Raw genomic sequence first — 24,612 nt, 5'->3', positions numbered from 1 at the left:
AGAAGTAAAAATCCGTTGAAAAATAATCCAGTAAAATGTACAACTTTTACTTATCGGTAGACCAACCTTCTAGGGAGAACTGCGGTTCTGCTGTGAAATCAAGCGAAGTGAATTGTCCGCTCTTCCATTTCAAATAGGCGGCAGCGCCAATCATCGCCGCATTATCGGTGCAGTATTCGAACGGCGGTACGAGAAGCGGTACGCCTTCCGCCTTGCAGCGTTCACTTAAAGCCGCACGGAGACCGCGATTAGCCGCCACGCCGCCACAGAGCAACAGCTGCTTCACTTTGTACTCTTGTACGGCACGCATCGCTTTGCCCGTCAGCACGTCAATTACTGATTCCTGAAATCCGCGTGCTACCGCAGCATGAATCGACAGTTCACCGCGCATTTTCGCTTGATTCAACGCATTCAAGACCGCAGACTTCAAGCCGCTGAAGCTAAAGTCATAGGAATCCAGCTCCAGCCAAGCGCGCGGCAGCTCAGTAACATCGTCAGCCTCGCCAGCCAAGCGGTCGATATGCGGGCCGCCCGGATAAGGAAATCCGATGGCCCGTGCTACTTTATCATAGGCTTCGCCAACAGCGTCGTCTCTAGTCTTCCCAATTACGCGGAACTGCCCTTCGCTCTCGATATGGACAAGCTCTGTATGTCCACCGGACACGACAAGCGCCATACAAGGGTATTCCAATTGTTCCGTAAGTTGATTGGCATATATATGTCCTGCGATATGATGTGTGCCGATGAGCGGAATATCCAACGCCATAGCCAACGCCTTCGCGGCGACAATGCCGACGAGCAGCGAGCCTACAAGGCCCGGACCTTGCGTAACAGCAATCGCATCCACATCTGACATCCTAATGCCCGCTTCGTCAACCGCTTGTTCCAGCATGACCGTTATCGTCTCCACATGCTTGCGGGAGGCAATCTCCGGTACGACGCCGCCGAAGCGGCGGTGAACGTCGATTTGACTCGACACCATATTGGACAACACTTCACGTCCGTCACGCACGATCGCTACCGACGTCTCGTCGCAGCTCGTTTCTATGGCCAGAATAATGCATGATTTCGATGGTGTAGAACTACAATTTATCAATAAATTCACCTGCTTTAGTCATTCGACGCTATTGAAGGAAGATGGAATTTTCACCGCCAACATCTATGCCAAATCCGTCCACATAATCAACGCGTCTTCTTGATTGTCTGAATAGTAACCTTTTCGAATCCCGCAGCCTGTAAATCCGAACTTGGCGTATAGCTGCTGTGCCACTTGATTGGATACACGAACTTCCAAGGTCATCTTCTGCATTTGAAGCGCCATGGCGCGCACCACCAGCTCTAAGAGCAGACGCTCGCCCAGTCCATGTCCCCGAAATTCGGGAAGAACGGCAATATTCGTAATGTGCGCCTCATCAAGAACCGTCCACATACCGGCATAACCGATAATACGTTCCTCGAAAATCATGACGACGTATTTAGCAAAATGATTTTGGGTCAGCTCGTTGCGAAAGGCATCTGGTGTCCACGGCATCGTAAAAGAGGCATGCTCCACCGTCATGACGCCGGGAATGTCCTCAATAACCATCCAACGAAAGTCGACGGGAACCTCTTCTCTGCCACCACGACGCTTATCTCCCGTTGCACCTTGCTTATCGGTATCCATTGGCCCTTCAGACGCGGCTTGCCCATCTCTCCGTTCAGCTTGTCCCATCAGGATCGCGCTCCTTTTACGGTTACTTGTTCGCCCTCGCGGCAGCTTGTTCCTTGGCTAGCAGCTTCGCTTCCGCTTCTGCCAATTGCGTGTAATTCGGCTCGATTCGGTGTGTGTCTGTCCGTTCTCCGCTGCGCCATGCCTGCAGCCCCAATCTGCCGATCCAATGCGACTTCATCGTGCAAGCCACCGCTTGAATTCTTTCGCCGAATTGTGCCTGCAGCGCCTTGATCGCCTCTCGCTGCGGATCTACCTCACCTACAAACCATACACGCTTCACGGAATGAGCCAACTTGGTACTCTGCTCACCGACGCTCTCACGCAAAGCTTGCTCGGTCTCTTCTGCAAGTTGACTGAACAGACGGATACCGTCCTCCTGCTCACGCTGTACATAAGGACATCCGTCCTCTGTTGCCATGTCTCTTGCGGCAAAGCGCGCCGTGTAGACCTGTCCCCGTCGTGCATCCATTAACGGAAATATCCAGTCGCCTGTCATTCCTTGCCCCGCACATTGCAGCGGCCGTTCCTCACAGCACAGTTCCACCCCGCTCAAAGCGAGCGCATGGAGGCTGGATACCCCTATCACCGGCTTACGCCACGCCCAAGCCATCGTCTTGGCCGCCGTTACAGCAATGCGAACGCCCGTATACGATCCTGGCCCCACACCAACCGTGACCAGATCCACTTCGTTCCCAGTCCAGCCTTGCTCCTTCATCATGGATTGAATGGCAGGCACGAGCATAATGGAATGGTTGCGCTCCGCTTGCGATTCATGCTCACAGACGACTTGCTCTTGTCTAAGCAGCGCGACGGTCATCATAGCCGTAGCTGTGTCCAGAGCCAGTACCTGTTCGTTGTGAATGCCTTGTTGTTCCGCCATGATTATACTCCCATCCGTTTAAGTTCGTTCACCCACGTCACATATGGTTCGCCGTAGGCTGTCAGCCGAATAATGCGCTCGTGTTCGCCGTCCGCCTGAATGAATAAGTGAAGATACTTCGGGGGCAAGATCGGCGTAATAATGCTGGACCACTCCACAAGCGATACCCCATCACCGTAAAAATAATCGTCCAGCCCCAGTTCATCCGCTTCCGCCATCGATATTCGATATACATCCATATGATATAAAGGCAATTCAACGCCTTCGTATTCTTTAATGATGGTGAACGTCGGACTATTCACAATTTCCGTAATGCCCAGCGCCTTGGCAACCGCCTGTGAGAACCGGGTCTTGCCCGCTCCTAAATCGCCATCAAGCCCAATAACCGTACCCGGTTGAAATCGTGCGGCAAGCCGTTCGGCTAACCGCTCCGTATCCGCTTCACTCGTGGATCGGAAGGCAAATTCCGCTGATTGATTCATAATTCCCTCCATACAAAGCCACATCAAAATCTATGAGTCGCATCCTCTAGTAACTGATTCATTATTATATCACAAATCCTAAGCTGCCAACCGCTTTGTCCCTAAGCTTCCACATCATTCACATCGCAAAAAATGACGCCTGCAAGCTGCAGACGCCATCATGCGGTTCAATCATTCACTTTTTCTTCTCTTCCACCAGACGTCCCACGGATACAGTATGGGTATTGGTCGGATTCGTTCCTACTTGAACCGTCGCCATCTCGTTCGCTTCGTCCACACTCTCTATCCAGACGGGATGCTCGTCATCCAAGCGGACAGGCACTGTATCCGTCATCTCGATAATTTGCTTCGCACGACTGACATGCATCGTTATCTTCCTCCTTACGGTGTCGCTGTTAACGTGACTCAAAGCTGCCTTTTTCATGCATGGGTAGATCCGAGAAATCGGTCGCATACTGAGAAGAAAGCAGAGTAATGCACGTAAAAACACGCAATATCACGGTAGAAGACAAGTATCTGACCCAATGAAATAACAAAGGAGGGACCGTCATGCATACAGTATGGAAAGGCGCCATCAGCTTCGGGCTTGTTCACGTCCCCGTCAAAATGCATACGGCTACTGAAGACAAAGACATCTCAATGCGCATGATTCACAAAGAATGCGGAAGCCCGCTGTCCTACGTTCGCAGCTGCCCCGTCTGTGACAAAGAAGTCGCTTGGGATGAGATCATAAAAGGATATGAATATGAGAAGGGCAAGTTTGTTCTGTTCGACAAGGACGAGTTGGAGAAGTTGCAGGAAGATGCGAACCGGGCCATTACCATTTTGGATTTCGTCGATTTAAAGGAGATCGATCCCGTTTATTTCCAGAAAACGTACTATTTGTCCCCTGATCAAGCTGGTTCGAATGCGTACCAGCTACTGCGGGAAGCGCTGAAAGAGACCGCCAAGATTGGCATCGCCAAAGTAACGATTCGTGCCAAGAGCAGCCTGGCGGCGATTCGGGTCATCGACAACTGCCTTGTCATGGAGACCATGTTCTATCCAGACGAGATCCGTGCCTTATCTCAGGTTCCGAACGTCCCTGAGCATGTGGAGGTGAATCCAAAGGAGCTCGACATGGCCAAGCTGCTGATTAGCCAATTATCGACCGAATTTGAACCTGAAAAATATACGGACGAATATCGGGCACGGCTATTGGATCAAATACAGCGGAAGATTGCTGGACAAGAAGTGAGCGCCGCGCCGTCCGTGCAGCCTGCGGACAACATCGTCGACTTGATGGCCGCCTTGCAGGCGAGCATCAATGCGATGAAGCAGCCGCTCGGCACCGATCCGGGTACTGGGCGTGCAGTGACAGCCGACTCGGGCACCGGTACGGGGGCGGCACCTGCGCCGGCGTCGCGCAAGCCGCGGAAGAAGGCCGCAGCCGCCCCGTCCGCAGCGGCGGGTGAGGCGAAGGAAGCGGCGCCAACGACGCGCCGGCGGACTTCCCGCAAGGCGGCGGCAGAGCTTCCGGCGGAAGCGACTGGCACAGCGCCGGAGGCAGCAGAGCTGGAAGCGAAGCCAGCCGCTCGCCGCTCGCGGCGCAAGACCGCGAAGAAGCAAGCGGATGAAGCGGCACAGTAGGCTATGAATGACGCTGCCGGCAGATCCGTGCGCCATTCGCGATTAGAGCCAGAGCTTCCCGCTTCGCTTGCGCTTCCGTCGCCGCCGATGTCGCCGCTGCTTGTGGACCGCATCCCGGAGGGTGCGGACTGGCTGCATCAGCTGAAGTGGGACGGTGTCCGTATCATAGCGCAGTGCCATCGCGGCCAAGTGCGCTTGTTCTCCAAACGATTGTTGGAGAAAACCGCAATCTTTGGCGAAGTGACACTCACGCTGGAACGATGCGCCTCGCTTGCCGGACAATCCGTGCTGCTTGACGGCGAAGTCGTCGTCTTCGACCCGACGCTGAACCGGCCTTCATTCCCGCTCGTGCTGCAGCGGGAGCGGACGCGCAGCCAGAATCCGCTCCATACCAGCCTGCATGCCACATACGTCGTCTTCGACGTGCTCGGCATCCGCGAGCAGAACGTGAGATCACTTCCGTACGAGGAGCGGCATCATATGCTGACTGAGCTCATTCCGGAGAAGAGCGCCCACTGCTTCGTCGCAGATACATTCTCCGATGGAGCTTCGCTCTGGGAATGGGTGCAGCAGCATGAATGGGAAGGCGTCGTAAGCAAGCGCAAAGCTTCCCCCTATGTGTCGGGCAAGCAGCACCGCGATTGGTACAAGCATAAGAAGGAAGTGCAGCTTGATGGCTGGGCTGTCGGCTTCCTGCTGAACGGCAAGCGCCCCGCCAGCGTCGTGCTGACGAACGATCAGCAGCAATATATCGGCAAAGCCTCCATTGGGTTGGACGAGACCCACCGGCAACTGCTGCTCGCTTGGGCCGTTCAATATGAAGCGTCTCGCCCTGCCGTTGGATCCATTCCAACTTCCTTGATGCGCGAACCGATCGTATGGTTCCAGCAGCCGATTCCTATTCGTGTGTCTGCGCTCGAATACACGCCGGCAGGTCAGCTGCGACATCCGCGAATTCAAATTTTTCCGTGGTTGAACAACCTTTAATAGGGTCAATAGGGTCAATAGGGTCACAGGAATCAGGAAACGGGAGGGAAACACTCAATGGGAAAACAAGCGTCTACTGCGTTGAATGTAGACGGCCATGAGCTTGTCATTACGAATCCGAACAAGATGCTCTGGCCAGAGATGGGGATTACGAAAGTGCGGTTCATCCAGGAGCTCATTCGCTTGAGCCCCTTTCTGCTGCCCGCCTGCCGAGATCGTTATTTAACGACGATTCGTTATCCAAACGGCGTGGACGGCCATTTTTTTTATCAAAAAAATGCGCCTGCCCCTACACCGGCATTCGTACACACCGCTGTTCAGGAAGGGATTGAATATGTCGTCTTGCAGCATGTGCCCACGCTTATTTGGCTTGGCAATCTGGCCTGCATCGAATACCATCCTTCCCTTCATCGGGTGCATGATCCATTCCCTTCCGAGTGGATTATCGATCTGGATCCTTCCGTACAGGAAGAGGAGCGAATCATGGAGGCAGCCGCGATCGTCGGTCAGCTCCTTCAGCAGCTCGGCATTCATTCCATCCCGAAGACATCCGGCGCCACTGGAGTGCAACTGGTCATACCTATTAAGAAAGGTCCTTCCTTCACCCAGTTAAAAGAGCTGGGGCTGCTGCTCGCCACCTATCTATGTGAACAGCACCCGAAGCTGTTCACGATTGAGCGCTTCAAAAAAAACCGGGGCGATCGCATCTACATTGACTACATGCAGCACGATGCCGGAAGGACGATTGCCGCACCGTACACACCGCGGGCGACACGCTATGCATCTGTATCGATGCCGCTTACTTGGGACGAGGTCAATCGCAATCCGAAGCCGCGGGAGTTCAATCTGTTGAATGCGGCGGAACGACTGCAAGCTATCGGCGATCTCATTCAACAGGCCGTGCCTCAACCCATTGAGGCGGTTTTACAGGCCCTGTCCGCCCAAATGCATACGAAGCAAACATAAAATTCCGATAGAGGTTGTCCCCGATGAAGCATCCTGTTTTAAACAACTTCTTAAAGTACGTGTTCAAAAAGGCCGCTTGGGACTTTGTGAACAACCTCTTAGAGAAGCGGCGATAGCAACCGGGCAAAAGCCTCGGCAGTCCGCTGCCAGCGTGAGCGTCTCGCGAACGCATGATAGTCAATCTCTACACTATCCGCAAAGTCTTGATGGAAGTCCTCCTCCAAACGATCGATTGCGTGTTCATCAAACAGCACCGCATTTAATTCGAAATTGCTGAAGAAGCTCCGCATATCCAGATTCGCCGTACCGACCGAAGCGAGCGTACGGTCCATGATGAACGTCTTTGCATGGGCAAAGCCTTTTTGATATTGATAGAAAGTAACACCCGCCTGCATCAGTTCCTCAACATACGATAGGGAAGCCCAGTCCACAATCTTCGAATCTGACTTGCCCGGTATGATGATGCGCACCTCGATACCGCTAACCGCAGCCGTTTTCAACGCCAATTGAATGCTGGAATCGGGTATGAAATACGGCGTTATAATCCATACTCTTTCCTTCGCCATGCTCAATGCCCCGAAGAAGAGCTCCTGAATGGCGTCCCAATTCGTATCCGGTCCGCTAGAAATCATTTTCACCTGCTCACGCCCCGTGCACTGGTGATCCGGGAACATATCCGAACGGTTCAATGTCTCTTCTTTTACGAATGACCAATCATGCAGAAATACCGCCTGCAATGCGAATACCCCATCCCCTTCCACCCGGAGGTGCGTATCCCGCCAGAAGCCAAGCTTGCGGTTCAGGCCCAAGTAATCGTCTCCGATATTAATGCCGCCCACAAAGCCTGTCTTTCCATCCACGACTAGAATTTTGCGATGATTGCGGTAATTCAAGCGGCGGCGGAAGAAGGAAACCGACAACGGCAAAAACCAATGAAACTCTATGCCTGCTTCCCGAAATTTGCGTAAAAATTTGTGCCGCAGCTCAATGCTCCCCACTCCATCCGCAATGATGCGCACCTTTACGCCTTCTCTCGCCTTGGCAATGAGCGCGTCTTGAAACATCGTTCCGATGCCGTCATCCCGCAAAATGTAAAATTCCATATGGATATGGCGCTCCGCCGCACGAATCGCCTCAAGCATGGATTCGAAGGTGGCATGACCATTCGTCAGCACCTTCGTTCGGTTGCAGCCTGTAATCGGGCTCGCGGACAACGAAGAAATCAAAGCGAACAGCCTCGCTTGTCCTTGCATTTCACGGTTATTCAATTCCGATACATTTCGTATCTCTCGAAACTGCACTTGGTCGCGCTTGCTCATATCATCCGCCCATAGCTCCCGCTTCCTTACCCGGCGGCGGGCTGTATATTCCTGTGCTAGAAAATAGTACATCACAAAGCCGATGAGCGGAAAACAGAACAGGATGAGCAGCCATGCAACGGCTTTGGAAGGATGCTTATACTCCAATAGCACGATCGTAATGATTTGAAAAACATAAATGAGCAGCGCCACTACGACCCATATCATAATAAGGTTAACCTCCGACCTCGTAAAGAAATTACATATTTTAATCTATATCATAATTTGGGGCGGGGCGAAACGGAAATCCGGTCATGATGCCAGATGATCTTCGCGGTCAAAAGTGGACTTTTTGACCACTTCTTTTAGCCTTTGCAGTGCCTCCTATGCCTTGCGCTACAATAACAATCAAGGTAAAGTAAATATTACCATTCGAATCGGGCAAGGAGGATTTTACCAATGAATCAGAGGATACGATTGCGTGTCATCGTTCTCGGTATGCTCATGGTATGCGTCTTTATCGTATTAATCATACGCACATTCTGGATTCAAGTCGTAAACTATAACTTTTACATGGAAAGCAACCTGAGAACCTGGGCCCGCAGCGAAGTGCTTCAGGCGAAGCGCGGCACGATCTACGACCGCAATCACAAGCCTCTGGCGCTGGAAGCCTCCGCATACAACCTCGTGCTGTTTCCGAAAGAGATTGCAGAGCTTAAGCAGGAAGACAAGGTGGCCAGCGGCTTGCATGATCTCATTGGCAAGCCGCGATCCGAGCTGGAAGATCTCATCAAGCGAACGAAGCAGCAGCAAGTGGAAGTTCACACGCAAGGCTGGAATATGGATTATACCCAACTGGATCGCTTCAAGGAGCATTTCGGGGAATATAACGACTTTGGCGAATGGCTGCATTTCCCAGACTATGGCGTTGGCCTTCTAAAAGCGACGAAGCGTTACTATCCTTATAATGAATTAGCCGCCCATGTTGTCGGCTACATTAACAAGGAAGGCGAAGCGATCTCGGGAACTGAAGCAAAATACGACGCTCTTCTCCAAGGCCAAGACGGCAAGGTGGAGTTCCTGAAGGATAACCGAGGCAATCCCATTCCAAGCGGCAAGGAGACGATCCGATACCCGACGGACGGAGAATCGGTAACGTTGACGATAGATATTGAAATTCAGCGTTTTCTGAATGATGCAATGAAGCAGGTGATGTCAGAATGGCGCCCGCACAAAGCGATGGGCGTCGTCATGGATCCGAACACGATGGAGGTGCTTGCCATGACCTCCATGCCCGACTTCAATCCGAACAGCTACTGGAAGATTCCCGACATCGGCGCCTTGACGAATCATACGATCCACTTCGGGTACGAGCCTGGCTCCACCTTCAAATTAGTCACGTTAGCCGCGGCTATCGAGGAAGGTGTATTCCGGGCGGAGGATCATTTCAAATCCGGACACATCACCGTGTCAGGGAGCCGGAGCCCCATTCACGATGTCAAAACTGAAGGATGGGGTTACATCAGTTATCAGGAAGGACTGGAGAAGTCAAGTAATGTCGCCTTCATCAAGCTCGGGCTCGAACAGCTTGGGGCGGACAAGCTTAAAGACTACATTACCCGCTTCGGCTTCGCGAAGCAGACCGGTATCGAATTAGGCAGCGAGTCCAAACCAATCATAGCCTTCGAGCGGCCTTCCGAAATCGCTACGGCAACCTTTGGTCAAGGCGGGATTATCGTCAATTCGCTCCAGCTCGCCGCCTCCTATGCAGCGATTGCGAATGGCGGGACGTGGAAGCAGCCGAGCATCATTCACACTCCTGCCTCTTCACCGCGCAGCGAACGGCGCATCGTGTCCGCTGCCACGGCCAAAGAAGTAACCGAACGCTTGGAGAAGGTCATCCTTAATGGCACGGGCAAGCCTGCCTATATCGACGGCTATCGTGTAGCTGGCAAGACGGGGACGGCCCAGATTCCAGAGGGACGCGGCTATTCCAAAACAACTTGGCTCATTTCCTTCGTCGGTTATGCGCCCGCAGACAATCCGAAGGCGGTCGTCGCAATTGTCGTGGATCAGCCGCAGATGAACGGCGACTATACCCTTGGAGGCCGTGTGGCAATGCCCGCCTTCCGCGACACGATGCTGCGCACGATGCAGTATATGGGCGTCAAGCCGGAAAAGAACGTTGCAGACACGTCGCGCACAGCCGATTCTGCCGGGGGCGCAGGGAACCAGAGCGGGCCGAAGCCGCAGGCAACCACTGGGAATTACATCGCGCAGGAAGTCAAGGCTGCCGTCGCATCCATTAAGCAGGAAAGTCTCGATGCGGTCGTGCTGGGCAACGGTTCGAAGGTGCTTGAGCAATATCCGTCAGAAGGGACAAAGCTGTTCACGGAGGAAGCAGTCTACTTGGTGACGGATAAGCGCGAACGAATCAAGCTGCCTTCCCTATCAGGTCTGCCGTTGCGCGATGCGCTCGCTATCTGTCAATTGCTCGAATGGAAGGTAGATATTGAGGGGGAAGGTTACGTCGTTAAGCAAGAGGAACAGAATCAGGACGGAAATCGACGTGTAAAGCTGTTTTTGGCATCCGGCCACTCGATCTATAAGCAGCGGAACGCTGATCAGGACGCCGCAGAGACAGCTGATGTAAAAGAGTGACGAAATAAAAAAGGTATGTTTGGAGAGACAATTGAATAGAGTGCAATAGAGAGTAAACTTGCAGTTGACGCTAAAGCCGAGGTGATATGATGAAACGGCGTTGGTGGAAGGGAAGAATGACGTTACTTGTCATCCGCGACGCGGAACAGACGGTCAGACAATTGAATATGTCGAAAATGCTAATTGTCTCCGTTCCGATTGCCGCTGTACTGTCCATATCCGGTCTTATTTTAAGCATGCAGTGGAAATCGGCCGCTCACATTCGCGATTTGGAAGGCCAGCTCTCCAATCAATCGTTAGCATTGAACATTACCGTGAAGGATAAAGATGAGGCGATTCGTGTGCTGCAGAACGAGATCGTCCGCCTCTCCTCCGAGACTCAATCGGTCAAAGACCGCGTGGAACAGATGAGCAATCTAGAGATGCAGATGCAGCAGTTCGTCGAGGGCTATATCGACGTCCGAACGGAAAAAGATAGTCCGTCAATCTACACGGCTCGGCACACCGCTTGGAACGAGCGCGTTCAAGTCGGCGGCGAGGCACAAAAGGTGCGCTCCGAGCAGATTATCGATCTTGCCCATCGTTCCAGCTTCGATCTGGAACAGGTTCGCCACATGCTCGCCACAGTACAGCAGAGCGCTCCTGCTACAATGAAGCAGGCGCTTACGAAACAAACGACGATAGACGGAACGCCGTCCATCTGGCCGACGACGTCACGCCGCATCACATCCAGCTTCGGATACCGGCAGGACCCCCTCAACAGGCGAGCCGCCTTCCATGCAGGTATCGACATCGGCGGCGAGATGGGCGACCCGGTATATGCCGCTGCAGACGGCGAGGTCATTGAAGCCGGATTCAATTCAGGCCGCGGCCACTATATTATTATCCGGCACGTCAATCAGTTGGACACTTGGTATATGCATTTACAGCGTATCGATGTCGAGGCAGGATCGCGGGTGGCAAAAGGGGATGAAATCGCGAAGGTTGGCAGTACGGGGCGCAGTACCGGGCCTCACCTTCACTTTCAGGTTGTGCAGAAAAGCGAGCCGATTGACCCGCTTCCGTTCGTAGGGAGCGCCCCGTCCGTGACATCCGCTTCTTCTTCAACCAGTCAGCCTTCCCCGTTAAATCGCCGGCCTGTCCTGCCGAAGGAGCCGCAGCTATCGTCAGGCAGCAGAGAGAAATATTAACTGCGCCACATAAGGAGGTATCACACATGTTCCGTCGTCGTGCAGCGTATCAGCCGAAGCAAACCGACACTTTTATCGGTCCTGGCACAGCATTCGAAGGTAACATCCATTGTGAATCCAATATCCGCATTGACGGAAAATTCAAAGGGGAAATTACAAGCAGCGGCTCCATCACGATCGGTGAACGCGGTGAAGCGCACTCCACGCTGTCCGCCAGCTTCATCGTCATTGCCGGTACCGTCGTCGGCGACATACATACTTCCGGCAAGCTGCTTATCACTTCAACCGGCCAAGTATGCGGCAATTGCGAATCCGGGTTGCTCGTTATCGAAGAAGGCGGAATATTGAACGGAACCAGTCTCGTAGAGCGGCTGGCCCCTACTGAAGATAATTCGGGCGCCCACAAAGGAAAACGCAAGGCGGAAGGAAGCAATTCGGAAACAGAGGAGAAAAAGGTGAACGAGAAGCAAGCGGGGTAGCGCTTGCTTCTCGTTCCATATATAGAGGAAGAAGAATTACCGGTAGGAAAGATGCTTAATTCGGATAACCGTACGCCGTTTCCGACATGACCGCTCTCCATAGCATTTGTAACGGTGTATAGGCTGCTATGCAGGGTTGACACGCGCCTAATGGTATACGTCCATAATAAAATCCTGTTCGAAAATGCAGCATGGAATGTTCCTCGTCGAGCATCTGTCCGCACCCAATACAATATATCGCTTGCTCGGTTTGCCGCACGTCCGTCTTCATCAGGCACTCCCCTTTGCATCGATTGTCCGCTTCTCACGTTACAATTCGTATCATAAATGTAAAGTATTGTGAATACATTTGTCAAGGTGTATCATCCAAATTTTTATAAATATTTTTCCCCACCCGCTGCCTCTCCTGATCATCGACAAGCAAATAATAAATTCCGCCAATTTTCGCGCCCTTGCCCTGCAGTGTGTCATGCTCCACATTACTAATCTCCGAGCGATAATGAAGCCATAAATCGGACCACTGCTCAAACCGGATGTTCGTGCGCACATACTGTTTTACGTGGTCGAGCAGAGTGCCCCAACTGGCAGCCGAGCTGAGACGGCCCGCTTTATGCAGCATCGCCTGCAGCACTTGCCTTTGCCGGATCATTCGGCCGAAATCACCATCCGGGTCCTGCTTGCGCATGCGGACAAATTGCAACGCATCACTGCCGCTTAAATGAATATTCCCTTGTTGAAACACGGCTCCATCCAAATCAAAGTCAAACGCGTTCGCTACATCCACGCCATCGATCGCGTCGATCATGGCCGTAAAGCCTTCCATATTCGTCTTCACATAAAAGTGGACAGGCGCCTGAAGCAGCTTCTCCACGGTCGCTACGGTCATTGGCACACCGCCGAAGGCGTAGGCGTGATTGATTTTATCCTCTGTGCTTGTCCCCTCAATCCTTGTTCGCGTATCCCGCGGGATACTCAGAATAGATGCCGTTCCCCGCTTCGGCTGAACCGTAACGAACGCAAGCGTATCAGAGCGGCCGCGATCCCCGTCCCGTTCATCGACTCCAATAATGAGCAGCGTGAACGGGTCCTGGGCGGATAAATCGGGCATACCGCCGTCATGCACGGATAGCGGTGCGCGGTTGCCGTCAGCATCCGAACCTGCGGATAGCTTAGGATGGTCCGTTCGGCCGGAATTCGCCCCATCGGATGCCAGCAACGCCGGCCTTTCTCGGGAAGGAAGCGGCTCATACATCGTATCTGCCGTCTCTTTAAGCATGTACCATACCGTAATGCACCCCACCGTCCCGGCAATCAGAAGGGTGCCGAACATCACAAAGGCGACCTTGTGCCAAGGCCGCCAACGATTCCATAGTTGCTTCATCCATAACCCCTCCGGGTACCGGTAATGTTTCTTTTACTTCTTCTTTTACTTCTTCTTTTACTTCTTCCCGTTGTAATCGCTCTGCGGCTTCTCCATGCACTCCTTCACGAAATGCTGCAGCGCCTCCGTCCAATGCCGCAGCAGGGGAAAGCCGTTCAGCCGCAGCGCCATTGGCTCCAACACCGAATATCCCGGACGGCGTGCCGGACGCGGAAATTGCGATGTTCCGACAGGGCGAACCTTCGTGGACAAGCCCGCTTCCGCCACGATGGCAGCGGCGAACGAATGCCATGAGCATGCACCGCTATTCGTTATATGATAGGTACCGTATTTGTCGGTAGCGAGCAGACGAATGATCGCCTCTGACAAGTCGAGCGTATAAGTAGGACAGCCGACTTGATCGTGAACGACCTGCAGCTCTGCCTCGGTCTGCGCCTTGCGGAGTATCGTCTTCACAAAGTTCTCCCCATAAGCCCCGAACACCCATGAGGTGCGGACGATGAATGCACGGGAATGATGCTGGCGCACGAATTGCTCCCCTTCCCACTTGGAGCGCCCATACCTGTTTATCGGACGCACGGGTTCGAACTCGTTGTATGGATGCGCCGCCCGTCCGTCAAATACATAATCGGTGCTAATGTACACGAGCCGCGCCCCGGCTTGCGCTGCTGCTACCGCAACATTGCGGGTTCCATACGCATTTACCAGGTAAGCGGTATCCCGGTCGCCTTCCGCGTCATCCACCTTCGTATAAGCTCCGGCATGAATGACATGAGTCGGGCGCTCCCGCAGCATCACGTCCATTACTTGCTCCGCATCCGTAATGTCGAGTCCATCCCGTCCGTAACCGACCGCGACTATCCCCTTCCTCTGAAGGAGGGCCATCATTTCGGCGCCTAGCTGTCCCTTGGCGCCAGTCACAAGTATTTTATCAGCAGGAGAATTCATCATAGGCGCTCGCCTTCACTTCCAGCGTCCGTGGGCGCATGGAACACACCATTTACGTTTGGCAGTTCGGCGGCACACAGCAAGGGATGCTTCTGATCCTTCTCTGACATCATCGGATTCTGGACAGGCCAAGCGATGTTGATGACCGGATCATTCCATATAATTCCCCGATCCAGATCGGGAGCGTAATACGCATCTACTTTATACAGAACCTCCGTGTCGGGCGCCAACGTGCAGAACCCATGGGCAAAACCATGCGGAATGAGCAACTGCCGCTTGTTAGAGGCGCTCAGCTCCACACCGATCCATTGTCCGAACGTCGCCGATCCCGGTCGAATGTCCACCGCGACATCGTAGATGGCCCCTGCCACCACCCGCACCAATTTGGCCTGAGTTTGCGGAGCCAATTGGTAATGCAGCCCCCGCAGCGTTCCCGTCTGCACCGACAACGAATGATTATCTTGCACGAACGAATGGATGATGCCGTACGGCTCCAATTTTAACGCATGATAGCTTTCCATAAAGAAGCCGCGATCATCTTGGAACACGTCCGGTTCTATAATGTATACCTCTTTCAATTTCGTATGAGTAACTTTCATTCTTCCACCTCTTTGTGATGCTCACAATATTGATTATCATATGCTTGTCACCACAAAAAGGTGTTCTATAAGAGGTAGTTCAAAGTGTTCAGTACTCTATACGTTTTCGATAGGAATCATTACATTCGATTCTTCATTTCCTACCCGCGTAATGATCGTCCCTTCATTCCCTAAATGCTGCAGCCAACCGGCCGATAACGGCTTGCGGAGCGCCACTTGATTGTGGCGTATCCATATTTGTGCGTTGCCCTTGAGCTCTCTTACTTTAACGGCAATTTGAACCGTTTCGCTCCAAGCGTTCGTGATCGAGTTATGCTCCACAAATATATGATTGAGAGACTCGCCGAGACCGTTAATATCGATCCCTGTCAGTTGCGCGGTGTTTTTAGCCAGCTCATTTAACCCAAAGTCCATAATTGCATTTTGCTTAAAATACAACCTTTTCTGCGTTCCCAATACACGAATCCCGGTTTGACACTGCATAATTACATTGTTGGTGAAGCTCACATCGTAATTGCCCCGCTGCTTTGGCGCATAGGCTTCAATGCCCACGACATTGTTTTGCACGACATTTTCGGACACGACACCGTTATTCGCATAATTAAACAGCATAATACCGGCATGTTGCCCGCCGCCTTTACACTGATTATGGGAGACCAAAAACCGCTCAGCACGATGCGACACGTCTTGACCGTCCCCGAACCCCTGGATCGAGATGTCCGATTGGTTGTTATAGGACAGCGTATTGTAACTTACAGTGGCCCGTTTTGCCCCGCATATACGGATCCCGTGCTGCGCACATTCGGCAACCGTGCAGCCTAACACAACAGCGCCATCGGCACGAATAACCTCGATGCCGGAGCCTTCAACTACTTTGGACACCTCGCAAAAAAGCACCTTGCAGTCTTCCGTCACGCCTCTATGATCGAACCCGATTCGGATCCCCGTATTATCACAGTTGAAGGCCTGGCAATGCTCCAACACGACATGTTTGCCCGACATGACGTTGAAGCCATGGCTTTCCGCTTCTCCCGGATTGAGCACATCACGGATTTGAATGTGGCCTACGTAAGCCTGATTCGCATCGATAATACGAATCCCGTCTTTTCCCCGTGCCTTCATCCGAATAATCGACAGAGCTTTTCCATCCCCAATGAGCGATGTGTTCCCTTTCAACTGCAGCGTATCAGAGATGACATACGTTCCTCTCGGGACATATACGACACCGCCCCCTGCCTGCTTCAATGCCTTTTGGAACGCTGCGGTATCATCTGTTTTGTTGTTTCCTTTAGCTCCGAACGATTTTACATTCAGCCAACTAAGCTTCGCTTCGGAACCTGCAGCCGCAGCAGCATTCACCACGTCACCGCCCTCATCACCGAGCTCCAGCTCTTTCGACAACCAATTGCCGCCTACCATTCCGACCCCGAACATACCTAATGAAGTAAGCAGCGCTCTGCGATCGATTTTCCGATTCCAACCATTTGTGTTGCGGATATTCATTTGTGATCTCCTTCTTCATCAGTATATCTTTCACATGCGAGTTCAAGAAGGTCCCCTTATTATGTTAGGCCAGCACTTTTTCCGCTGTAACGACCTTCCGCCCGATACTTGCATAATAGTAGCCCAAGCCCTGCATGTTCTCTAATGAGAAACAATTCCGCCCGTCAATCAGAATCGGTTGTTTCATCAGTCGCATCACTTTATGTAAATCCATCCACTTAATTTCATCCCATTCCGTGAGGATGATGGCCGCATCACTGTCAGTTACCGCCTCGTACACGCCATTGACATACTCTACTCCGGCAGGAAGCCATTTGGGCGCTTCGTATTGAGCAATTGGATCGTAGGCGACCACATGAGCACCGCGCTTCATCAGCTCAGGAATAATCGTCAAAGAAGGCGCATATCGCATGTCATCCGTGTTCGGCTTAAATGCCAATCCGAGAATAGCGATTTTATAACCGGAAATGTCTCCGAGTCCCTCCATCAATTTGTCAACGACGACCATGCGCTGCTTGTCATTCGTTTCAATGGCGGCTTGAATTAATCGCGCTTCAATTCCATTCTGTTCTGCAATAAACTTCAACGCCTCCGTATCTTTCGGAAAGCAGGAGCCTCCGTACCCAATTCCCGCCTGCAAAAACTTATCGCCGATGCGGCTGTCCAAGCCGATGCCGACCGCAATATCCGTCACATCGGCCCCCACGCGTTCGCAAATGTTGGCGATCTCGTTAATAAACGAAATTTTCACGGCTAAAAACGAATTCGCCGCATACTTAATCATTTCCGCGCTCTCGACGTCCGTAATGAATATTTTGGTATGAAACGGTTCATGCAGCCGCGCAATGGCCATTGCCGCTTCCGGATTGGAAGCGCCGATTACCGCCCGCTCCATAGATAGGCAGTCCCCAATGGCAGTGCCCTCCCGCAGAAACTCCGGATTCGAAACGACGTCAAACTTGATGCTTTTGTCTTTCATATGTTCTCGGATTTCCTGCTCTATTTTTTTGCCCGTTCCTACTGGAACCGTGCTTTTCGTAACAATGATTTTGTATCCGTTCAGTTGTTGTCCTATCGTTTGCGCGACCGCCATTACATATCTCAGATCTGCCTCCCCGGTGTCAGACATCGGCGTGCCGACTGCGATATATATGATTTCTGATTCACGGATCGACTGTGCAATATCGGTCGTAAAGCGCAGCCGCGCTGACTTCACATTCGATTGCACCATGTCTTCCAGACCGGGCTCGTAGATCGGGATTTCTCCACGTTGAAGCTTGGCGATCTTGTTGTCGTCCACATCGCAGCAGATGACGTTATGTCCGATCTCGGCAAAGCAGGTCCCTGACACCAAGCCAACGTAACCGGTACCCATCACACAAATGTTATTCATTCGGATTACCTCCCGCTCCCGACGAGTTCTCTTTCGTACAGCTCGTGTAAATATTTGAGCACATCCGCTCGTAAATCATTCCGCTGCAAAGCAAAATCAACGGTTGCTTTAATGAATCCGAATTTGTCACCAACATCGTATCGAATTCCTTGAAAATTAAAAGCAAGCACATCTTGCTCATAATTCAATTTCGAAATCGCATCGGTCAGTTGGATTTCTCCTCCGGTTGTCGGTTGCTGCTGTTCGAGAATATTGAATATTTCAGGAGTTAAAATATAACGTCCCATAATGGCAAAGGAAGAAGGGGCATGCTCGCGCAATGGTTTTTCTACAAAATGCGACACCCTCATGACATTCGGCTCGAGAGCTATGCCGCTTGGCGCAACGATTCCGTACTTCGAAATATCTTGCTCCGGCACTTGCTGAACGCCGACAATCGGTTGTTCATATTTATCATATATTTCGATGAGTTGCTTCAAGCAAGGTTGATCGGCTTGCACAATATCATCGCCCAGCAAGACGGCAAACGGTTCATCACCAATAAACTTCCGCGCGCACCAAATGGCATGACCCAATCCTTTAGGCTCGCCTTGACGCACATAGTGAATATGAGCGAGCTTGCAGATTTCCCTAATCTCACTCAGATCCTTCCATTTTTCTTTCTTCTCCAGCGTCTCTTCCAGTTCAATGGCACGGTCAAAGTGGTCCTCGATAGCTCGCTTTCCTCTGCCTGTCACGATCATTATATCTTCGATCCCAGATTCGACTGCCTCTTCGATAATGTATTGAATGGTCGGTGTGTCTACGATGGGGAGCATTTCCTTCGGCTGCGCCTTCGTAGCCGGCAAAAAACGGGTTCCTAGTCCTGCTGCGGGAATGATTGCTTTCTTCAGTTTCATATATGGTATCCTCCTTTTTCTTTACACCGATACGGAAGTAGATTGGGGCCTATTCGTGCGGGACAGCAGATCGCGGTAATAAGCATGTATGCGTCTTGTGACGATATCCTCGTTGAATTCTAGCTCGATCGATGCGCGAGCCATGCGGCCTATTCGCGCCCGCTGCGCATCATCATTCAGAAGCAGCCCTAAATGCTGTGCGAGCAGGTTCACATCTTTGTGCGGAACGAGGACACCTGTCTCGTTATGACGAATCAGCTCCCGTGTTCCCAGCACATCGGTCGCCAGCACCGCCTTCTCGAACGACATGGCCTCCATCAATATTCTCGGGATGCCTTCTTTTTCCGAAGTCAGAACGACGGTATCCGCCATTTGAATGTATGGATAGATGTCTGTGTGATAACCGATCCGCAGCACATGGCGATCCAATTCGAGCAGCTTAATTCTTGCTTCCACCTCTTGCTCCAATCCGCCCTTGCCAGCTAGCAGACAGACAAAATCGACTTGAAGCTCATCCTTGAGCCGCTTCAACCCATCCAATAAAAAAAAGTGATTTTTAACCGGCTCGAAACGAGCTCCGACTAAAATCACTTTTTGATGCGGCCCAATGTTATGCTGCAGTCTTAATTGTTCAATATCGGCAGCGCTGATCGTGCCGCGGCGGCTGTCAAGCAGCTCCAAATCGACTCCGTTGCCTTCATAGAGTATTTGTTTTCTTGGCGCGTATTTTTTAATCTTGCTCATATCTTCCCGATTTTGAGACGCAATCGCGTCACAGAACCAAGCTCCGATCCGTTCCATTTCGCGATACATCGTATTTTTCAGACGACTCTGCCCTTCGTAGAAGGGAAGACCATGTGTCGTATGGACGATTAACGGTATGCCGGCCAGCCAAGCGGCGATTCTGCCGATGACTCCGGCTTTGGCATTATGGGTATGCACAATATCGTAACGCTCACTTCGCAGCAAATGAACAAGGCGAGCAATGGCAACCATGTCGTTCCAAGGCGCTACCGTCTCTTTCATCGGGACAAAATGCAAGGTCATCGTATGTCGGCTCATCAACTCCGGATCATAGCCTTCTCTGGACGAAATCAGATGCAGATCGTAGCCCTTTTTTTGAATTAGAGCTAATTTATCGACCAAAATACGATGACTTTTGGCATTCGTGCAGATGTGCGCCACTTTCTTCACTTGCGATCACGCTCCTGTTTTTTGCTTAGCTTCATAATGAATAAACCATTCGACAAATCGTTTCAGTCCTTCATCTAACGTAAATTGCGGCTCGAACTGAATGACACGGCTCAAATCCGCAACATCGGCGAAGGTCTCGCAAACATCGCCATTCTGCATCGGCAGCAGGTTCAAGTCTGGTGTGCGGTGCAAATAGTCTCCAAGAATCTGGATCATCCGCATTAATTCGACAGGCTGATGGTTCCCTATATTGTATATGCGGTATGGCGCATAGCTGCTGCCTGGATCAGGAGTTGCCCGATCCCAGTCCGGGCTGGCTGTTGGCACATGCCCTATTAAGCGGAAGATCGATTCAACAATATCATCAATGTACGTAAAATCACGTTTCATGCGGCCATAATTGTATACCGGTATCGGCTTGCCTTCTAGAATGAGTCTGGCAAATTTATAGTACGCCATATCTGGTCTTCCCCACGGTCCGTATACGGTGAAAAAACGGAGTCCTGTCGTAGGCAGCTCATATAAATGACTGTAGGTGTGCGCCATCAATTCATTTGCTTTTTTCGTCGCTGCGTACAAGCTGACCGGGTGATTCACAGGATGCTGCACGGAGAACGGCATGCTTACGTTAGCCCCGTAGACCGAACTCGATGATGCATAGATAAGATGGGGAATATTATGATGACGACACGCTTCCAATATATGGATGAATCCAACGATATTGGAGTCCACATAGGCCTTCGGATTGTCAATGCTGTAACGCACTCCGGCCTGCGCGGCCAAATGAATAACGGTGTGGATATGGCCGTTGCCCAAGAGCTTGAATATGGCATCTCCGTCTTCCAATGCAACCTGATGAAATTGAAACCGATCATACTGTTGCAGCAGCTCTAATCGGTCCTTCTTTAACTGCGGCGAATAATAGTCGTTCAGATTGTCGATTCCCAATACTTCCATTCCTTCGTCAAGTAACCTTTTGGCTGTATGAAAGCCAATAAAGCCAGCTGCTCCCGTCACTACTTTCACCATAGTTCCCCTCCTATTTGTTCCAAAAACCCCTTTTTGAACACGCACTATCTGTATTCCAGCACTTTGTCTTTGTTATGTTCAACTGATTCAGGTGAAGACTTCGAATACGAAGCATATATCTCTTCATGCCGCTGAACCATGCTTTCCAGATTAAACAGTTGAACCGCTCTTTCCCCGCCGCGGGCTCCCATTAGATGTTGTTGTTGCGGAGAGAGTGAAGCATATTGGAAGATGCATGCAAATAAAGAGTCCGGATCCTGCGGGGGGCACAAAAACCCGGTTTCATCAGGAACGACCAGCTCAGAGCTTCCTCCCACGTCCGTGCATACGACCGGAGTCGAAGCGGCCATCGCTTCGATAATGACACCAGGCAACCCCTCCCAATTCGAGGCGAGCACCATAAGGTCAGATCCCCACAGTAATCGGTGTACATCGTTGCGCAATCCCAGCAGACAGAAGCGGTCCTGTAAATGGTTCGCACCAATTTGCGCTGTCAGCTCCTCTCTCATCTCCCCTTCTCCGGCTACGAACCATTTGAAATCGAATCCCGCCTTCATCAATAAGGCCGCCGCCTGAATCGAGTGCATATGCCCTTTCTGCTCCTGCAAGCGCCCTACCGATAAAATCATTAGCTGCCCAGATGAAATCCCCAGCTCCCGGCGAACATTCACTCTCGCTTCTTCATCTGGGCATACGAAAGGAGAAGCATCGATGCCATTGTAAATGACGTGCAGTTTCTCAGGCGGGACAATGCGCTCATTAATCATTCGTTGTGCAGCCAAGTGACAGATAATGGTCGTTGCGTCTGAATAGCGATCCGTCCACCTTAGCAGGGCATCGCGGAACTTAGATCTGGAACGCCTTGTCATCGGGGTTGAGCCGAAATAGGTGTTGCGTATACTCGATATGACAGTAGAAACGCCGCACATCCGCCCGACAATTCGGCCGACAACGTTGGCATGGAACATAAATGAATGCAGTATATCTGGTTTGAATGTCCGAATCAGCCGGATGAGACCGATTAATGCAAGCACGTCTTTCTTCGAGGACATATGCAACGATTGTACCTGCAATCCGCTTTGCTTCATCATGTCCGCTATTGGTCCACCCGGAAGCATGGAGACAATCATGATGTCATAACGATCCTTCAGCGCATCGGTTAGACGATACAGCATCATTTCCGCTCCTCCGACATGAAGGCCGGATATGAGAAACATAATTTTGGTTTTCTCCACCGTATATCCCACCGCCCATTCTCTTTAAGAGGTTGTTCAAAAAGCCTCCTTTTGATCACCAAGTATATTCAAAGTGACCTTTTTGAACTCGTACTTTAATATGAAAAAAGAGCCTGCTATAGGCTCTTCTCCATTTACACGATCATTCCGTACGCTTTGAATACGGCTAATACGTCGATATACTGCCAAGTTACCGTTCCATCCGTTATGTCGCCCGACGTTCGGGTTGGTGCGGTATTTCCGGAAGTGCCGGCTTTTGTACATTTGTACACTTTTCCGTCTGCATTGACTAGCGCATTCACATTGTAAGCTGTGTTCGGCTGCCAGACCGTCTTGCAAGCGCGGCCTGCGGCAACACATACCCAACCGATATACTGGCCGCTGACTGCCATTTTGTTACGAACCGTGTCACCGACTTTCCATGCCCCTCCCACTGGCGGAGCCGTCCCTTCGGTTTCCCGCACATTCCACGAGTTTCCCGTTTCGGTACTGCGCACGATATCACCATTCACGAGCAGCACGCGATTGAACGACTCTTGCATCGCCTTGTTCATATTTCCTATCAAGATCAAGTTGGCAATGGATTCAGAGTCGATGTAGATGGCGGAATTCACTTTTGCTCCGTCAGAGGATTGCATGACATTTCCTTCGACAATCAACTGAGTCATATGCAGCTTCATCAAATTAATACCGCCATAATATCTGTAATTGCGCAAAATGTTTCCTTTTACTATACCTTGCTCCCAGTCTGTCCAGTAATCAGTTCCTTCCTTCGTCTGAGCCTCGCTCTCAATGAGGATCGAGCCCTTATTCGCGACGTTGCCGCTAATGGAGAAGGCATCATTGCATGCCGAACAAATGGCAACAAGGTATGACTGATCACCTTCAAAAAAAATGTTGTTATTCGCGATGATCGTCTGGTTGAACCCGCGAACATCGATTGCCTCCAATGGGGACGGATGCGTGCTTTTTAATTCATTTCCGACGATGGTGCACGTCTGCAATCCGTCTTCAAATGGAAGGGAGTTGGCACCCAGCAGGCTGATAATATGCTTGGAACGAACTTGTATGGAATTGCCGGTGACAGCGATTTGACGATGTTTGCTGGTCGAAGCTCCCTGGGCCCCGTCTGGCTTGCATTCCAGAAACACATCAGGCTCACCGTCAATTTCGACTACATTGTTCGCTATAACCAATTCCACTGCACCGTCGAACAGATCGATGATCTGCTTCTGATTGGCCTTCATGGATCCCTTCATGACGTTGCCGGATATAACGACACGCCGACTATAGAAGTCCTGAACAACCGGTGTCGTACTCGGATTAGCCGTACTAATCTTCAGGAAGCGGTGTGCGTTGGCCAGATCGAACAGATTGTCGGTTATTTGCACGTCGTAAGCACCATACATCTCAATCGCTTGTGGATCGACCTGAAACCCATTATAGTCCCCGGTAAACGAACAGCGATGAATTCGTATTTTCGAGATGACCTTGCCGTTCTGGGGATCTCCCGTATATATCCGGGTTTGATCGAATAAGCAATTCTCGATCGAAATTCCAGTCCCCTCTGTTACCCACACGCCTGGATTCAAATACGTGCCGGAATTCGTCTTGCCGGCAAATTGGATTCCGCTTATCATCGTATTGCTGCTCAGACTCAATCCGCCAATGATTACCGCGCCTTGACCGTAAATGAGAACGCCCTCCGGCAACTTCGGAAAGTTCACTTCATAGCTTCCCGGCGGAAAATAGATGTTGCGCCCGACTTTCAACGCTTCCGCCAAAGCCTTCGTGTAATCATTGTCGGTATCTTGTTTGTACCAGGTGACGTTTACTCCCCGCTCGATAAATTCCTGCAGGGGAAATGTGCCGCCCGGCTCCAACTCCGCCACGTCGTGCTGAAGCTTCGTCATGTCGTCACGCATGGCTGCCTGCTTGGTTCGTATTTCTTCCATGTGCTGTTGAACGGAAGCGATCCCGCTCTGCAGCGGGCCTAATCGTTCGTTCACGGTGCCGAGATCGTGCTTGACTGTATCGATCACGCCATAGGCATTATCGATCCTGGATAAATTTTCATTATATTGGCCGCGGTTTAGAAAAAAACGATTCCATAGATTCAACTGAAGCTTATCCGTGTTCGAGCCCATA

The 24,612-nt window shown here is 51.4% G+C and carries 23 protein-coding genes; 6 read left to right on the top strand and 17 right to left on the bottom strand.

The genetic code is table 11. From position 1 onward, the window contains the following. Positions 1–46: 46 nt before the first annotated feature. The 5 genes from tsaD to M3650_RS06560 all read right to left on the bottom strand — a co-directional run bounded on the left by tsaD (position 47) and on the right by M3650_RS06560 (position 3,440). Entirely contained in the window at positions 47–1,096 is a 1,050-nt protein-coding gene (gene tsaD, locus M3650_RS06580) for a tRNA (adenosine(37)-N6)-threonylcarbamoyltransferase complex transferase subunit TsaD (protein ID WP_251573679.1), read from the bottom strand. A 63-nt stretch (positions 1,097–1,159) separates the two neighbouring features. Continuing rightward, positions 1,160–1,663 (bottom strand): ribosomal protein S18-alanine N-acetyltransferase, encoded by a 504-nt coding sequence (gene rimI / locus M3650_RS06575; RefSeq protein ID WP_051004521.1) that lies wholly within the window; start codon positions 1,661–1,663, stop codon positions 1,160–1,162. A 70-nt stretch (positions 1,664–1,733) separates the two neighbouring features. Beyond that, on the bottom strand, positions 1,734–2,591 hold the full coding sequence (tsaB, locus tag M3650_RS06570) for a tRNA (adenosine(37)-N6)-threonylcarbamoyltransferase complex dimerization subunit type 1 TsaB (RefSeq protein WP_251573444.1): 858 nt from the start codon (positions 2,589–2,591) through the stop codon (positions 1,734–1,736). A gap of 2 nt (positions 2,592–2,593) precedes the next feature. Then, positions 2,594–3,073, bottom strand: a complete 480-nt coding sequence (gene tsaE, locus M3650_RS06565) for a tRNA (adenosine(37)-N6)-threonylcarbamoyltransferase complex ATPase subunit type 1 TsaE (RefSeq protein ID WP_019422627.1) — start codon at positions 3,071–3,073, stop codon at positions 2,594–2,596. 175 nt (positions 3,074–3,248) lie between these two features. After that, positions 3,249–3,440 carry an H-type small acid-soluble spore protein gene (locus M3650_RS06560; protein ID WP_019422628.1) on the bottom strand — a complete coding sequence of 64 codons (192 nt, stop codon included), beginning with the start codon at positions 3,438–3,440 and terminating at the stop codon, positions 3,249–3,251. A 182-nt stretch (positions 3,441–3,622) separates the two neighbouring features. On the opposite strand from M3650_RS06560, the gene ku reads away from it, so the two are divergent. Genes ku through ligD form a run of 3 tightly spaced genes read left to right on the top strand, consistent with a single transcriptional unit; the run spans position 3,623 to position 6,655 of the window. Further along, complete coding sequence (gene ku, locus M3650_RS06555) at positions 3,623–4,702, top strand: non-homologous end joining protein Ku (RefSeq protein WP_251573442.1); 1,080 nt, start codon at positions 3,623–3,625, stop codon at positions 4,700–4,702. A gap of 3 nt (positions 4,703–4,705) precedes the next feature. Continuing rightward, positions 4,706–5,689 (top strand): ATP-dependent DNA ligase, encoded by a 984-nt coding sequence (locus tag M3650_RS06550; protein WP_251573440.1) that lies wholly within the window; start codon positions 4,706–4,708, stop codon positions 5,687–5,689. A gap of 57 nt (positions 5,690–5,746) precedes the next feature. Next, positions 5,747–6,655, top strand: coding sequence for a non-homologous end-joining DNA ligase (ligD, locus tag M3650_RS06545; RefSeq protein WP_251573437.1), 909 nt, complete (start codon positions 5,747–5,749; stop codon positions 6,653–6,655). 98 nt (positions 6,656–6,753) lie between these two features. Here ligD and cls read toward each other — a convergent pair whose 3' ends face one another. After that, positions 6,754–8,181, bottom strand: a complete 1,428-nt coding sequence (gene cls / locus M3650_RS06540; protein ID WP_251573435.1) for a cardiolipin synthase — start codon at positions 8,179–8,181, stop codon at positions 6,754–6,756. Between the two features lie 231 nt (positions 8,182–8,412). Here cls and M3650_RS06535 point away from each other — a divergent pair, with 231 nt between their 5' ends. The 3 genes from M3650_RS06535 to M3650_RS06525 all read left to right on the top strand — a co-directional run bounded on the left by M3650_RS06535 (position 8,413) and on the right by M3650_RS06525 (position 12,283). Next, on the top strand, positions 8,413–10,614 hold the full coding sequence (locus M3650_RS06535; protein ID WP_251573432.1) for a penicillin-binding transpeptidase domain-containing protein: 2,202 nt from the start codon (positions 8,413–8,415) through the stop codon (positions 10,612–10,614). 89 nt (positions 10,615–10,703) lie between these two features. After that, positions 10,704–11,804 (top strand): M23 family metallopeptidase, encoded by a 1,101-nt coding sequence (locus M3650_RS06530; protein WP_251573430.1) that lies wholly within the window; start codon positions 10,704–10,706, stop codon positions 11,802–11,804. A 26-nt stretch (positions 11,805–11,830) separates the two neighbouring features. Continuing rightward, on the top strand, positions 11,831–12,283 hold the full coding sequence (locus M3650_RS06525) for a bactofilin family protein (RefSeq protein ID WP_251573428.1): 453 nt from the start codon (positions 11,831–11,833) through the stop codon (positions 12,281–12,283). A gap of 55 nt (positions 12,284–12,338) precedes the next feature. Here M3650_RS06525 and M3650_RS06520 read toward each other — a convergent pair whose 3' ends face one another. From M3650_RS06520 to M3650_RS06470, 11 genes are all read right to left on the bottom strand, one after another. Further along, positions 12,339–12,554, bottom strand: a complete 216-nt coding sequence (locus M3650_RS06520) for a hypothetical protein (protein ID WP_019422636.1) — start codon at positions 12,552–12,554, stop codon at positions 12,339–12,341. 81 nt (positions 12,555–12,635) lie between these two features. Next, positions 12,636–13,664, bottom strand: a complete 1,029-nt coding sequence (locus M3650_RS06515) for an LCP family glycopolymer transferase (RefSeq protein ID WP_251573426.1) — start codon at positions 13,662–13,664, stop codon at positions 12,636–12,638. Between the two features lie 57 nt (positions 13,665–13,721). Next, complete coding sequence (gene rfbD / locus M3650_RS06510; RefSeq protein WP_251573424.1) at positions 13,722–14,615, bottom strand: dTDP-4-dehydrorhamnose reductase; 894 nt, start codon at positions 14,613–14,615, stop codon at positions 13,722–13,724. Further along, positions 14,612–15,211: a dTDP-4-dehydrorhamnose 3,5-epimerase gene (rfbC, locus tag M3650_RS06505; RefSeq protein WP_251573422.1), complete on the bottom strand. Its 600-nt coding sequence runs from the start codon at positions 15,209–15,211 to the stop codon at positions 14,612–14,614. The genes rfbD and rfbC overlap by 4 nt, the downstream gene beginning before the upstream one ends. 96 nt (positions 15,212–15,307) lie before the next feature. Next, positions 15,308–16,714, bottom strand: a complete 1,407-nt coding sequence (locus M3650_RS06500; RefSeq protein WP_251573420.1) for a glycosyl hydrolase family 28-related protein — start codon at positions 16,712–16,714, stop codon at positions 15,308–15,310. Between the two features lie 64 nt (positions 16,715–16,778). Then, the gene (gene tuaD, locus M3650_RS06495) at positions 16,779–18,107 is read right to left on the bottom strand and encodes a UDP-glucose 6-dehydrogenase TuaD (protein WP_251573418.1); all 1,329 of its coding nucleotides are present in this window, start codon (positions 18,105–18,107) and stop codon (positions 16,779–16,781) included. Positions 18,108–18,112: 5 nt separating this feature from the next. Next, on the bottom strand, positions 18,113–19,006 hold the full coding sequence (gene galU, locus M3650_RS06490) for a UTP--glucose-1-phosphate uridylyltransferase GalU (RefSeq protein ID WP_019422642.1): 894 nt from the start codon (positions 19,004–19,006) through the stop codon (positions 18,113–18,115). A gap of 21 nt (positions 19,007–19,027) precedes the next feature. Beyond that, entirely contained in the window at positions 19,028–20,200 is a 1,173-nt protein-coding gene (locus M3650_RS06485) for a glycosyltransferase family 4 protein (protein WP_251573416.1), read from the bottom strand. Between the two features lie 6 nt (positions 20,201–20,206). Further along, the gene (locus M3650_RS06480; protein WP_251573414.1) at positions 20,207–21,229 is read right to left on the bottom strand and encodes an NAD-dependent epimerase; all 1,023 of its coding nucleotides are present in this window, start codon (positions 21,227–21,229) and stop codon (positions 20,207–20,209) included. A 44-nt stretch (positions 21,230–21,273) separates the two neighbouring features. Next, positions 21,274–22,464, bottom strand: a complete 1,191-nt coding sequence (locus tag M3650_RS06475) for a glycosyltransferase (RefSeq protein ID WP_251573412.1) — start codon at positions 22,462–22,464, stop codon at positions 21,274–21,276. 134 nt (positions 22,465–22,598) lie between these two features. Continuing rightward, the gene (locus M3650_RS06470; RefSeq protein WP_251573410.1) at positions 22,599–24,611 is read right to left on the bottom strand and encodes a carbohydrate-binding protein; all 2,013 of its coding nucleotides are present in this window, start codon (positions 24,609–24,611) and stop codon (positions 22,599–22,601) included. Between the last annotated feature and the right edge of the window lies 1 nt (position 24,612).

The organism is Paenibacillus sp. MER TA 81-3, from assembly GCF_023713585.1.
Lineage (GTDB): Bacteria > Bacillota > Bacilli > Paenibacillales > Paenibacillaceae > Paenibacillus_B > Paenibacillus_B profundus.
This window is presented reverse-complemented; position numbering and strand designations above follow the sequence as displayed.